The 12,509-nt window shown below is 43.6% G+C and carries 11 protein-coding genes and 1 pseudogene; 6 read left to right on the forward strand and 6 right to left on the reverse strand.

Features of this window, described 5'->3' with window-relative positions:
• Positions 1-7 precede the first annotated feature (7 nt).
• Both gatA and gatB read left to right on the forward strand, forming a co-directional pair.
• Positions 8-1,465: an Asp-tRNA(Asn)/Glu-tRNA(Gln) amidotransferase subunit GatA gene (gatA, locus tag AAGG74_RS21755; protein WP_162104246.1), complete on the forward strand. Its 1,458-nt coding sequence runs from the start codon at positions 8-10 to the stop codon at positions 1,463-1,465.
• Between the two features lie 13 nt (positions 1,466-1,478).
• Positions 1,479-2,909 carry an Asp-tRNA(Asn)/Glu-tRNA(Gln) amidotransferase subunit GatB gene (gene gatB / locus AAGG74_RS21760; protein ID WP_162104245.1) on the forward strand — a complete coding sequence of 477 codons (1,431 nt, stop codon included), beginning with the start codon at positions 1,479-1,481 and terminating at the stop codon, positions 2,907-2,909.
• Between the two features lie 18 nt (positions 2,910-2,927).
• Here gatB and AAGG74_RS21765 read toward each other — a convergent pair.
• Positions 2,928-3,804: pseudogene (locus tag AAGG74_RS21765) on the reverse strand (TetR/AcrR family transcriptional regulator).
• A 131-nt stretch (positions 3,805-3,935) separates the two neighbouring features.
• Between AAGG74_RS21765 and srfP the strand changes: the two are divergent.
• The 3 genes from srfP to rlmD all read left to right on the forward strand — a co-directional run bounded on the left by srfP (position 3,936) and on the right by rlmD (position 9,817).
• Complete coding sequence (gene srfP, locus AAGG74_RS21770) at positions 3,936-7,061, forward strand: surfactin resistance protein SrfP (protein ID WP_429677201.1); 3,126 nt, start codon at positions 3,936-3,938, stop codon at positions 7,059-7,061.
• A 150-nt stretch (positions 7,062-7,211) separates the two neighbouring features.
• A complete protein-coding gene (locus AAGG74_RS21775) occupies positions 7,212-8,123 on the forward strand; it encodes a diacylglycerol kinase (protein WP_162104242.1) in 912 nt (303 codons plus the stop codon).
• A 308-nt stretch (positions 8,124-8,431) separates the two neighbouring features.
• Positions 8,432-9,817 carry a 23S rRNA (uracil(1939)-C(5))-methyltransferase RlmD gene (gene rlmD / locus AAGG74_RS21780; RefSeq protein WP_429677202.1) on the forward strand — a complete coding sequence of 462 codons (1,386 nt, stop codon included), beginning with the start codon at positions 8,432-8,434 and terminating at the stop codon, positions 9,815-9,817.
• A 44-nt stretch (positions 9,818-9,861) separates the two neighbouring features.
• Here rlmD and AAGG74_RS21785 read toward each other — a convergent pair whose 3' ends face one another.
• From AAGG74_RS21785 to AAGG74_RS21805, 5 genes are all read right to left on the reverse strand, one after another.
• Positions 9,862-10,161 (reverse strand): hypothetical protein, encoded by a 300-nt coding sequence (locus tag AAGG74_RS21785; protein WP_429677203.1) that lies wholly within the window; start codon positions 10,159-10,161, stop codon positions 9,862-9,864.
• A gap of 129 nt (positions 10,162-10,290) precedes the next feature.
• Positions 10,291-10,488, reverse strand: coding sequence for a hypothetical protein (locus AAGG74_RS21790; RefSeq protein WP_162104239.1), 198 nt, complete (start codon positions 10,486-10,488; stop codon positions 10,291-10,293).
• Entirely contained in the window at positions 10,478-10,612 is a 135-nt protein-coding gene (locus tag AAGG74_RS21795) for a hypothetical protein (RefSeq protein ID WP_429677205.1), read from the reverse strand. The genes AAGG74_RS21790 and AAGG74_RS21795 overlap by 11 nt, the downstream gene beginning before the upstream one ends.
• A 67-nt stretch (positions 10,613-10,679) precedes the next feature.
• A complete protein-coding gene (locus AAGG74_RS21800; protein ID WP_429677206.1) occupies positions 10,680-11,225 on the reverse strand; it encodes a hypothetical protein in 546 nt (181 codons plus the stop codon).
• 20 nt (positions 11,226-11,245) lie between these two features.
• Positions 11,246-11,767, reverse strand: coding sequence for a pre-toxin TG domain-containing protein (locus AAGG74_RS21805; RefSeq protein ID WP_429677207.1), 522 nt, complete (start codon positions 11,765-11,767; stop codon positions 11,246-11,248).
• Between the two features lie 160 nt (positions 11,768-11,927).
• Here AAGG74_RS21805 and AAGG74_RS21810 point away from each other — a divergent pair, with 160 nt between their 5' ends.
• Positions 11,928-12,407, forward strand: a complete 480-nt coding sequence (locus tag AAGG74_RS21810) for a DUF5655 domain-containing protein (protein ID WP_429677208.1) — start codon at positions 11,928-11,930, stop codon at positions 12,405-12,407.
• Positions 12,408-12,509: the final 102 nt, after the last annotated feature.

Raw genomic sequence — 12,509 nt, forward strand, 5'->3', positions numbered from 1 at the left:
CACAAGAATGTCATTATTTGATCGTAAAATCACAGAATTAAAACAGCTCATACATAAAAAAGAGATTAAGATTTCTGATCTGGTTGATGAATCTTATAAACGCATCCAAGCAGTTGATGATAAGGTGCAAGCCTTTTTGGCATTAGATGAAGAAAAAGCGCGCGCATACGCGAAGGAGCTTGATGAGGCGGTTGACAGCCGTTCTGAGCACGGCCTTCTTTTCGGTATGCCGATTGGCGTAAAAGATAATATCGTAACAAAAGGGCTGCGCACAACATGCTCCAGCAAAATTCTCGAAAACTTTGATCCGATCTACGACGCTACTGTTGTTCAGCGCCTTCAAGACGCTGAAGCGGTCACAATCGGGAAATTGAACATGGATGAATTCGCCATGGGATCATCTACTGAAAACTCAGCGTACAAGCTGACGAAAAACCCATGGAACTTAGAGACAGTTCCCGGCGGTTCAAGCGGCGGTTCAGCGGCTGCGGTTGCTGCGGGAGAAGTTCCGTTTTCACTTGGATCTGACACAGGCGGTTCCATCCGTCAGCCGGCATCTTTCTGCGGTGTTGTCGGATTAAAGCCTACATACGGACGCGTTTCCCGTTACGGACTGGTCGCATTTGCGTCTTCATTAGACCAAATCGGGCCGATTACGCGTACAGTTGAGGACAACGCGTTTTTGCTTCAAGCGATTTCTGGCGTTGACAAAATGGACGCTACGAGTGCAAATGTGGACGTTCCTGATTTTCTTTCTTCATTAACTGGCGACATCAAAGGATTGAAAATCGCTGTACCGAAAGAATACCTCGGTGAAGGTGTCGGCAAAGAAGCGAGAGAATCTGTACTTGCTGCCCTGAAAGTTCTTGAAGGCCTCGGCGCTACATGGGAAGAAGTATCTCTTCCGCACAGCAAATATGCGTTAGCGACATATTACCTGCTGTCATCTTCTGAAGCGTCAGCCAACCTTGCACGCTTTGACGGCATTCGCTACGGTTACCGCACAGACAACGCGGACAACCTGATCGACCTTTATAAGCAAACACGTTCAGAAGGCTTCGGCGATGAAGTCAAACGCCGCATCATGCTCGGAACGTTCGCTTTAAGCTCAGGCTACTACGATGCGTACTACAAAAAAGCGCAAAAGGTGCGTACGCTGATTAAGAAAGATTTCGAAGACGTTTTTGAGAAATACGATGTTATTGTCGGACCTACTACCCCGACACCTGCATTTAAAATCGGTGAAAACACGAAAGATCCGCTCACAATGTACGCAAACGATATCTTAACAATTCCAGTCAACCTTGCCGGCGTACCGGGCATCAGCGTACCGTGCGGATTAGCAGACGGACTTCCGCTCGGCCTGCAAATCATCGGAAAACATTTTGATGAAAGCACTGTATACCGTGTTGCTCATGCATTTGAACAAGCGACAGACCATCATAAAGCAAAACCTGAACTGTAAGGGGTGAAAAGAATTGAACTTTGAAACGGTAATCGGACTTGAAGTCCACGTCGAGTTAAAAACAAAATCAAAAATTTTCTCAAGCTCTCCAACGCCATTCGGCGCGGAGGCGAACACGCAGACAAGCGTAGTTGACCTCGGATATCCGGGCGTCCTGCCTGTTCTGAACAAAGAAGCTGTTGAATTCGCAATGAAAGCGGCTATGGCGCTCAACTGTGAGATCGCAACAGATACGAAGTTTGACCGCAAAAACTATTTCTACCCAGATAACCCGAAAGCTTATCAGATTTCTCAATTTGATAAGCCAATCGGCGAAAATGGTTGGATTGAAATTGAAGTCGGCGGAAAAACAAAACGCATCGGCATCACACGTCTTCACCTTGAAGAAGATGCCGGAAAACTGACACATACAGGCGATGGCTATTCTCTTGTTGACTTCAACCGTCAAGGAACACCGCTTGTTGAGATCGTATCTGAGCCGGATATCCGCACGCCGGAAGAAGCGTATGCGTATCTTGAAAAGCTGAAGTCTATCATCCAATATACAGGCGTTTCCGACTGTAAAATGGAAGAAGGTTCACTTCGCTGTGACGCCAATATTTCTCTTCGTCCGATTGGCCAAGAGGAATTCGGCACAAAAACAGAATTGAAAAACTTGAACTCCTTTGCGTTTGTTCAAAAAGGCCTTGAGCATGAAGAAAAACGTCAGGAGCAGGTTCTTCTTTCCGGCGGCTTGATTCAGCAGGAAACGCGCCGTTACGACGAAGCGACGAAGAAAACCATTCTCATGCGTGTCAAAGAGGGATCTGACGACTACCGTTACTTCCCGGAGCCAGACCTTGTCGAGCTCTACATTGATGACGAATGGAAGGAGCGCGTAAAAGCAAGCATTCCTGAGCTTCCGGATGAGCGACGCAAGCGTTATATCGAAGAGCTTGGCTTGCCTGCATATGATGCGATGGTTCTGACCCTGACAAAAGAAATGGCTGATTTCTTCGAAGAAACTGTTCAAAAAGGCGCTGAAGCCAAACAAGCGTCTAACTGGCTCATGGGTGAAGTGTCAGCTTATCTGAACGCTGAGCAAAAAGAGCTTGCGGACGTTGCCCTCACACCTGAAGGCCTTGCCGGCATGATCAATTTGATTGAAAAAGGAACCATTTCCTCTAAGATCGCCAAGAAAGTCTTTAAAGAATTGATTGAAAAAGGCGGCGACGCTGAGAAGATTGTGAAAGAAAAAGGCCTCGTTCAAATTTCTGACGAGGGCGTGCTGCTGAAGCTTGTTACAGAAGCGCTTGACAACAACCCTCAATCAATCGAAGACTTTAAAAACGGGAAAGACCGCGCGATCGGCTTCCTTGTCGGACAGATTATGAAAGCGTCCAAAGGACAAGCCAACCCGCCGATGGTCAACAAAATCCTGCTTGAAGAAATAAAAAAACGCTAATCAAAAAGCAGCCCGCCTCTATAAAGAGGGGGCTGCTTTTTTGTGGTCAAATTGAGATGAAAATAGAAATGGAAGCCCGAAGTTTTTCAACTTCTTCGATATGAGTTCCGGTTAAGTTAGACAGCAAGCCTTTAATAATCGGCTTGCGCGGTTGATCCTGAGCAATTTCTTCTTCGATGACATCCAGCGATACGATAATATCCTCGGGCAGCGTCTTGTTTTCTTTCACTTTCTGAATATTCGCAAGCAGCTGGTCTTTCCCCGCAGGCATCGGGCTGAAAATGTCTTTGGGCAAAATTGGAGGGAGGGCTGAACGGCTCAGCCCCTGTACAAGATCATCGAGTCTCTCAATGATAAAGGCTGAGATTTCTTCTGCATCAATGCTGAAATCTCCGTTGAATACCATCACATTCATATAGGAATGCACAATGCCCCTTGCCATGATAGAAAGGTCAGCGACATACCGCTCCATTCTTTCGCCATAAGATGCCAGCAGGGCGTTCCGGTACAGTTTATCCGTTTCCGCAGTGATTTTATAAAAGTATTGTTTGATTTCTTGATTCTCCGGTATGATATTTTCGGTAAGCAAAAGAACGATAAAATCTTTATGATCGCTAAAATCTTCAAATTGAGCGCCAATTTGCTTTTTCAGCACTTCTCTAGGCGGTTTTCCGGCTAGCACTTCTTTTATATTTTTCATCTTTTTCATAGACATGCCGATGTAATATTCACAAGCGGATAACAGCAGCTCGTCTTTCGATTTGAAGTGCAAATAAAAAGCGCCCTTAGAGATGCCGCATTCACTGACAATTTCTTGAATCGTCGTAGAACCAAATCCTTTTTTCGCAAACAAATGAATGCTGGTTTTTATGATTCTCTCTTTCTTTTCATTCATGACGTGCTACCCCTTAATCGTTGAAAAATTTAGTAAAATTTTCTGGTATATGAGTTGACGCTGTTGCGTTATTAAGTTTAGTATTATATAGAATGACCAGTCAGTCAATAAAAAATATAATGGAGGATATGATGAATCACGTTATTAATTTCGTACTGAAAAACAAATTCGCAGTATGGCTGATGACGATTATCGTAACGGCAGCCGGCTTGTATGCGGGTATGAATATGAAGCAAGAATCCATTCCTGACGTGAACATGCCTTACTTGACGATCAGCACGACATATCCAGGTGCGACGCCTAGCCAAGTAGCTGATGAGGTGAGCAAACCGGTTGAACAAGCGGTGCAGAATTTGGACGGGGTCAATGTTGTGACTTCGACCTCTTATGAAAACGCATCGTCAGTCATGATTGAATATGACTATGAAAAAGATATGGACAAAGCCAAAACAGAAGCGGCTGAAGCATTAGAAAATGCCAAACTGCCTGATGACGCGAAGGATCCGGAAATTTCACGCTACAGTTTAAACTCCTTCCCGATTCTGACGCTCAGCGTGTCCAGCGATAAAGACAATCTGCAAGAGCTGACGAAAAAAGTCGAGGACAGCCTTGTGACGAAGCTTAAAGGCATAGAAGGCGTTGCCTCAGTCCAAGTATCAGGCCAGCAGGTTGAAGAGGTTGAGTTCTCTTATAAAGAAGACAAACTGAAAGAATACGGCCTTGATAAAGATACAGTGAAGCAAGTGATTCAAGGTTCAGATGTGACAACTCCTCTTGGATTATACACATTTGGAAATAGTGAAAAATCGGTCGTCGTCAGCGGCGATATTGAAACGATTAAAGATTTGAAGAATATGAGAATCCCGACGGCATCTGCTTCAGGTGCAGCATCTCAAGCGGCGGCGCAGAGTGCACAAGCAGCACAGGCGCAGCAAAGCGTAAGCACAGACGTGCCGACGGTTAAGCTTTCTGACATTGCATCGATTAAAGATGTAAAAAAAGCTGAATCTGTTTCACGCACAAATGGCAAAGACAGCATCGGCATCAACATCGTCAAAGCAAACGATGCGAATACCGTCGAGGTTGCTGACAATGTCAAAAATGAGCTGAAGCAGTTTAAAGAAGACCATAAAGGCTTCGATTACAGCTCCACACTCGATATGGCAGAGCCAATCACACAGTCAGTTGAAACAATGTTAAGCAAAGCCATCTTCGGTGCTATTTTTGCAATCGTGATTATTCTCTTATTCTTAAGAGATATCAAATCAACATTAATTTCGATTATTTCTATTCCATTATCATTGCTGATTGCACTTCTTGTGCTGCAGCAGCTTGACATCACACTGAATATCATGACACTCGGTGCGATGACTGTTGCGATTGGACGGGTTGTCGATGACTCTATTGTTGTGATTGAGAACATTTACCGCCGCATGAGACTCAAGGACGAGCCGCTTCGTGGAAAAGCTCTGGTTCGTGAAGCGACGAAGGAAATGTTTAAACCAATCATGTCTTCCACAATCGTAACAATCGCAGTATTCCTGCCGCTCGCGCTAGTAGGCGGACAAATTGGCGAATTGTTTATTCCATTTGCTTTGACGATCGTTTTTGCGCTTGCCGCATCCTTATTCATTTCGATCACGCTTGTGCCGATGCTGGCGCACAGCCTGTTCAAAAAATCATTAACAGGGGCGCCGGTCAAAGCGAAAGAACACAAGCCAGGCAAACTTGCAAACATTTATAAAAGCGTATTGAGCTGGGCGCTGAGCCATAAATGGATCACATCTATTATCGCGGTTCTGATGCTCCTTGGAAGCTTGTTCCTCGTACCGTTAATCGGTGCCAGCTACTTGCCGTCCCAAGAAGAAAAAACGCTGCAGCTCACGTACAGTCCAGAACCTGGAGAAACAAAAAAAGAAGCCGAAGATGAAGCTGCAAAAGCGGAAAAAGCGCTGCTTGACCGCAAGCATGTCGATACGGTTCAGTATTCATTAGGCTCTGGAAGTCCGCTTGCCGGAGGAAATTCAAACGGTGCGCTATTCTATATCAAATATGAAAGCGACACGCCTGATTTTGATAAAGAAAAAGACAACGTGCTGAAGATCATCCAAAAACAATCTGACCGCGGAGAATGGAAGTCACAGAACTTTAGTTCTTCAGGCAATAACAATGAGCTAACATACTATGTGTATGGCGATTCAGAAAATGACATTAAAGATACGGTCAAAGACATTGAAAAAATCATGAAAGATGAAAAGGATCTGAAAAACGTACATTCAGGCCTTTCCAGCACATATGATGAGTACACATTTGTCGCTGACCAAGAAAAATTAAGCAAACTCGGTTTAACCGCGTCTCAAATTTCTCAAGCCTTAATGACACAAACATCACAAGAACCGCTCACAACCGTGAAAAAAGACGGCAAAGAGCTTAATGTAAACATTAAGACGGAAAAAGACGAGTATAAGAGTGTAAAAGATTTAGAGAACAAAAAAATCACTTCTGCGACAGGCCAGGAAGTCAAAATCGGCGATGTTGCCAAAGTGAAAGAAGGCTCAACATCAGACACAGTGTCAAAACGTGACGGAAAAGTCTATGCCGATGTTACAGGTGAAGTAACAACAGACAACGTTACAGCTGTATCAGCTGGTGTCCAGAAGAAAATTGATAAGCTTAACCTTCCTGATAACGTATCGATCGATACAGGCGGCGTATCAGCAGATATCGCTGATTCCTTCAAAAAGCTCGGTTTAGCGATGCTTGCAGCAATTGCGATTGTTTACCTTGTGCTCGTGATTACATTCGGCGGAGCACTAGCACCATTTGCGATTCTGTTCTCATTGCCGTTCACAGTCATCGGCGCCCTGGTCGGACTTTATGTATCAGGTGAAACGATCAGTCTGAACGCCATGATCGGGATGCTCATGCTGATCGGTATCGTTGTCACGAATGCCATTGTCTTAATTGACCGCGTCATCCATAAGGAAGCGGAAGGACTGTCTACGAGAGAAGCGCTCTTGGAAGCCGGCTCTACACGACTCCGCCCAATTCTGATGACAGCCATCGCGACAATCGGCGCCTTGATTCCATTAGCACTCGGCTTCGAAGGCGGAAGCCAAGTCATTTCAAAAGGACTCGGTGTAACGGTTATCGGCGGTTTAATCAGTTCGACGCTTCTGACGCTCTTAATCGTGCCAATCGTATACGAAATATTGGCGAAGTTCCGCAAGAAAAAACCGGGAACGGAAGAAGAGTAAAAAACAAAAAGCCTCAGCTCTGCTGAGGCTTTTGTGCATTTTCACCTGTAAGATTATGTACATTTTGTTGCGATTTTTTTAACTCATAGTATAATTAAAGGTTGTTAGTGTAAAAATGGATCGGATACTCTTAAGTAGGATGATGAGATAATGAAACGTGCACGTATAATATACAATCCGACTTCAGGACGGGAGGTTTTTAAAAAGCAACTTGCCCAGGTCCTGCAAAAATTTGAACAAGCCGGTTATGAAACCTCCACCCATGCGACGACATGCGCAGGAGACGCGACGCACGCCGCCAAGGAGGCGGCATTGCGTGAATTTGATTTAATCATTGCGGCAGGCGGGGATGGAACCATCAACGAGGTCGTCAATGGGCTTGCGCCTTTAGACAAGCGTCCGACACTCGGTGTCATTCCTGTCGGCACAACAAACGACTTCGCCAGAGCGCTCGGCATTCCGCGTGAGGATATTTTAAAATCGGCAGATACGGTCATTAACGGCGTTGCCCGCCCGATTGATATCGGACAGGTGAACGGCCAGTATTTTATCAATATCGCCGGAGGAGGCCGTCTGACAGAGCTGACGTACGACGTACCAAGCAAACTCAAAACGATGCTCGGCCAGCTTGCTTATTATTTAAAAGGAATGGAAATGCTGCCTTCACTTCGTCCGACAGAAGTCGAGATTGAATATGACGGCAAGCTGTTTCAAGGTGAAATCATGCTGTTTTTGGTCACGCTGACAAATTCCGTCGGCGGGTTCGAAAAACTCGCGCCGGATTCCAGCCTGAATGATGGCATGTTTGATTTGATGATATTAAAGAAAGCAAATCTTGCTGAATTTATCAGAGTCGCAACGATGGCGCTTCGCGGAGAACACATCAACGATCAGCACATTATTTATACAAAAGCGAACCGCGTGAAAGTCAATGTATCAGAAAAGATGCAGCTGAACCTGGACGGCGAGTACGGCGGCATGCTGCCGGGCGAATTCGTGAATTTGTACCGACACATTCACGTCGTCATGCCGAAGGAGAAAGCGGAACAGCTGGATGACTAAAACTTGGCTTGGTAAGCCAAGCTCAGAATGTTGACAAAATCCTAAAACAGTTTTCGTTTTAGGATTTTGTCATCTTTTCAGCGTGATTGAAAACCTTTGAAGTCTAGGAAGGGCGAGCATCGGGCGCACTTCCGCAGGATGCGGTGACAGCGGCGTTTGAGCAGGACGCTCTAGTTTTTAGCCGCTGATCTTTTTACGTGAGCACCGAAGCACAGGACTGACAACGAATGCGAAGGTTTGCCTACACGCTGAAACTTGGCTTGAATAGGCCAAGTTTTTCTTTCGCTTAAAACAAGAGGTGAACATACATGAAAATGAAACCCCCAGTAGAAAAAAACGAATACTACGACGTGATATTTGAGGATTTGACCCACGAGGGAGCGGGCGTCGCGAAGGTGCAGGGCTTCCCGATCTTTGTGCCGAACGCCCTGCCTGAGGAAAAAGCCCAAATCAAAGTGACACGCGTCAAAAAAGGCTTTGCTTTCGGCCGCTTGATCGAGCTGAAGGAAGAAAGCCCGCACAGAACCGACGCACCATGCCCGATTTACAAGCAATGCGGCGGCTGCCAGCTCCAGCACATGACGTACGAAGGCCAGCTCTTGTTTAAACAAAAACAAGTCAAAGACGTCTTAGAACGGATCGGTAAGCTGGACCTGTCAAACGTCACTGTACACCCGACACTCGGCATGGAAGATCCGTGGAACTACAGAAACAAAGCACAGGTGCCAGTAGGAGAACGGGAAGGCGGCCTCGTCGCCGGATTTTATCAGCAAAGAAGCCATGACATCATCGACATGAGTGCCTGCCTGATCCAGCAATCCAAAAACGACGAAGCCGTCCAAGCCGTCAAAGATATTTGCGCAAACTATGGTGTCAAAGCCTACAACGAAGAACGCCACAAAGGCTGGCTCCGCCACATCATGGTCAGATACGGCGTTGTTACAGGCGAAATGATGATCGTCTTCATCACAAGAACAAACGATTTTCCGCATAAAGCGAAGATTATCGAAGACATCACAGCGCAATTCCCGCACGTCAAATCCATCGTGCAAAACATCAACCCGACTAAAACAAATGTGATCTTTGGCAACGAAACAAATGTCATCTGGGGCGAAGAATACATCTACGACCTCATCGGAGACGTCAAATTTGCCATCTCCGCCAGATCGTTCTATCAGGTCAACCCGGAGCAAACAAAAGTGCTGTACGACAAAGCGCTTGAATACGCTGAGCTGCAAGGGGAAGAAACCGTCATTGACGCCTACTGCGGCATTGGAACGATTTCTCTATTCTTGGCAAAGCAAGCGAAAAAAGTGTATGGCGTTGAAATTGTGCCGGAAGCGATTGAGGATGCGAAACGAAACGCTGAGCTGAACGGCATCACAAATGCGGAATTCGCAGTTGGAGAAGCGGAAACCGTGATACCAAAGTGGTACGAAGAAGGCATTACGGCCGACACGCTCGTCGTCGACCCGCCAAGAAAAGGCTGCGACGAAGCCCTCCTGCGGACGATTGTGGAGATGAAACCGAAGCGGGTAGTGTATGTGTCCTGTAATCCGGGTACGCTGGCGAGAGACCTGCGGGTGCTTGAGGATGGCGGGTATGCGACGCACGAAGTGCAGCCTGTGGATATGTTTCCGCATACGAATCATGTGGAGTGTGTGGCTGTGCTTGAAATTAGAGAAGGCAACTAACCCCTTTGTTGGGTGTTGCCTTTTTTATTGTTAAAAGCAAATGCTTATGCTTCCATGTTTTTCTTTAGCAATCTTATATTTAAATCACTTATTTCGGAAATATGCCATTCAAGTGAGGTTGTCATTTTGTGGATTTCGAACAAGAGTAGATCAGCATCTTGAACATTGTTAAGATCAATGCGTTTACTCTTTTGTAGAAGTTTATCCATATCGTTTATTATTGCAGATAAGTCATTTAGATTGTCTTGTTGTTCTTTGAATTGTTCAACGGAAATTGTATTTGTTTGACAGTGGCTATTTATCTTTTCTAAGAGGTTAACAATTTCTCTTAATTGGTTATACATTACTTCCACCTATCTTGTTTTTTAAGGATTTTGTTTGGTCTGCATATAAGAGTTTGAACATAAAACATTCTATCGCCTTCTCACCTATTTCTTCAGAAAACGAGACACAGCCTAAGCTGCGTCTTGTTCTTAACCAAGCGTTCCGTTTTCTGCAATCGTCATTTCTTTGTCAAAGATGGCTTTGTCTGCCAGGGAGTTCGTTGAATCGTTTGCAGCTTTGCTTGTCATGTTTCTGGATGCTACGTTTACTTCATTTCCCAAAGAAGAACTGATAAAGCTTACACCGATCAAAGCAATTACAGCGCACAACGTCAGTTTACATTTCATACAAACAATCCCCTCTCTGAATTTGTTTGCGGGCATGAACCATCTTTTTGAAACAGATAACAGAATCATCCATCTGCCCAATTTCAGTATAAAACTTTGCGGATAATAATGCCAACTCTTCCATATAAGGATATCCTTGGGACGTCTCTAATTTGTTGAAAACATTAAAAAAGACTCATCTCCCAGCATTGCTACTCTGGACAAAGCTCTAGCAAATCATGAAATAATGCCAGTTCTACCGTGACTTGGGGACCGAATAAAGGCTCTGGTTTTATATCAAGATCACAAATGACTTCGTTCATTTCTCGATAATTAAGAGCGGTGTATCCCATTTGTTTTAAAGTTGTGTTCACTTTTACATCAAATTCCTGTTGAGGCATAGAATACGTTTGTGTACTAAAACCATCTAGGATTGGAGTTATTCTTTTTGGATCAATGTTTTCTAACTCAAATTCATGTTGTATGTAAAAGACAGGAGCCAACTTAGAAATCATTAATTTACTACTATAGCTTATATGAAAATCATTTTTTTCAAATGATTCAAATCCGAATCTGAATGTAGCAGAAGGCCAAATTTCATCCTCGTTTGTATTTTCATAACTTATTTTTTCTGTTTTTAAATAAGATTTTAATGAGTCAGGGAGGGTAATTTCTTGTTTACATAAAGATAGATACTCCTCTTGTGTAGATTCTTTATTGTAGAATTTATTAATGGCATCAGCAATCAATTTATCCATAAGGGTACCTCCAAAAATATCTATTTCATTCTTAAATCATGTCCGCCTGATTTGTCCGCTTTTTTAGTAGGACTAAGGTTAAAATCGACTTCCCCTTGATGTTTCCCTCTTTTATTTTGGACTTCGAAGCGCCCGTGTTGTGTATCTAAAGCATAATATGTTTTACTTTTTGAATCGTAGTATACATCTCGTTTATTAATTGTTGATAGTTTAGAATCTTTTTTCCAGCCGTTCTGTTTAGCAATCGGGGCTGCAGTTTCTCTTATAAAAGTAATTTTTTCATTGATGTTCATGCCATACATTTTCTTTTTGATGACTTTTTCTACTTTTTCTGCTTTACCTGCAACCTTTACATATCCAGATCCGGCTATACTAACTCCTGCAAGAAGCCTATCAACGGAAGATAATTTTTTATCGGTTACTAAATCTTTCCCTCTTATAACATCCCCCGCCGCTTTAAAGTTAGATACTACAGGCAAAACATCGAAAAATAACGATAGGGCAGTTGTATTTACATTTGATTTCTTTTTATAAGATATCACATCAACGTTTAGTTGATTCAGCTCTTTTTCCTTGTGTTTTAATTTATTCGATTTTTTATTAAGATCTTTAAAAGTATCGGTTTTCGTATTTTCAACAGTATAATAATTAGTATTAATGGAGATTTTCCATTTTAAAGATCTGCCAATTGAATTGTGGGAGATGAAAAGGTACGAAAATGATTTGATCCATCTAAACCAAATGAAGGCTGAGGGCGTATCCGAGTCAATTAAGACGATTTCGCGGCAAAGTGAGACCATTCAAGAGGTCAGCAAAGAAATCAAAGTGTTTTCTGAAGAGGACCACCTTGCAGAGAAGACATTTGATATCATAGAGCTTTATCAGCAGCTAAAGGAATTCATTTTAAATTTGGGCGAGCATATTTCAATTAAACCGACAAAAATGTATATCGCGTTTACTGCAAATAAGCGGAACTTCGCGGATATTTCTCTATTAAAAAGCGGGCTTAAGGTGTGGGTGAATATGAAAAAGGGAGAATTGCATGACCCTGAAGAGAGAATGCGAGATGTCTCTGAGACCGGCCACTGGGGAAATGGAGACTATGAGATTTTCATAAAAGATGACGAACATATTGAATATATCATGGGATTGATCAAGCAATCCTATGAGAAAAATAAGTGAGAACTTCCATTGAGGAGTTCTTTTTTTGTAAATCGAGAGTGGTTTATGTCGCAATGTATCTGTTTGCAGACATAGGCCTTTTTTGTTAGAGTGTCATGTTTT

The organism is Bacillus mexicanus (genome assembly GCF_050445615.1).
GTDB lineage: Bacteria > Bacillota > Bacilli > Bacillales > Bacillaceae > Bacillus > Bacillus mexicanus.

Coding starts and splice junctions, on each gene's coding strand:
- AAGG74_RS21785 (WP_429677203.1), bottom strand. CDS start 10,161: ATGTATAACCAATTAAGAGAAATTGTTAACCTCTTAGAAAAGATAAAT.
- rlmD (WP_429677202.1), top strand. CDS start 8,432: ATGAAAATGAAACCCCCAGTAGAAAAAAACGAATACTACGACGTGATA.
- AAGG74_RS21795 (WP_429677205.1), bottom strand. CDS start 10,612: ATGGAAGAGTTGGCATTATTATCCGCAAAGTTTTATACTGAAATTGGG.
- AAGG74_RS21775 (WP_162104242.1), top strand. CDS start 7,212: ATGAAACGTGCACGTATAATATACAATCCGACTTCAGGACGGGAGGTT.
- AAGG74_RS21800 (WP_429677206.1), bottom strand. CDS start 11,225: ATGGATAAATTGATTGCTGATGCCATTAATAAATTCTACAATAAAGAA.
- AAGG74_RS21810 (WP_429677208.1), top strand. CDS start 11,928: ATGAAAAGGTACGAAAATGATTTGATCCATCTAAACCAAATGAAGGCT.
- gatA (WP_162104246.1), top strand. CDS start 8: ATGTCATTATTTGATCGTAAAATCACAGAATTAAAACAGCTCATACAT.
- srfP (WP_429677201.1), top strand. CDS start 3,936: ATGAATCACGTTATTAATTTCGTACTGAAAAACAAATTCGCAGTATGG.
- AAGG74_RS21790 (WP_162104239.1), bottom strand. CDS start 10,488: ATGAAATGTAAACTGACGTTGTGCGCTGTAATTGCTTTGATCGGTGTA.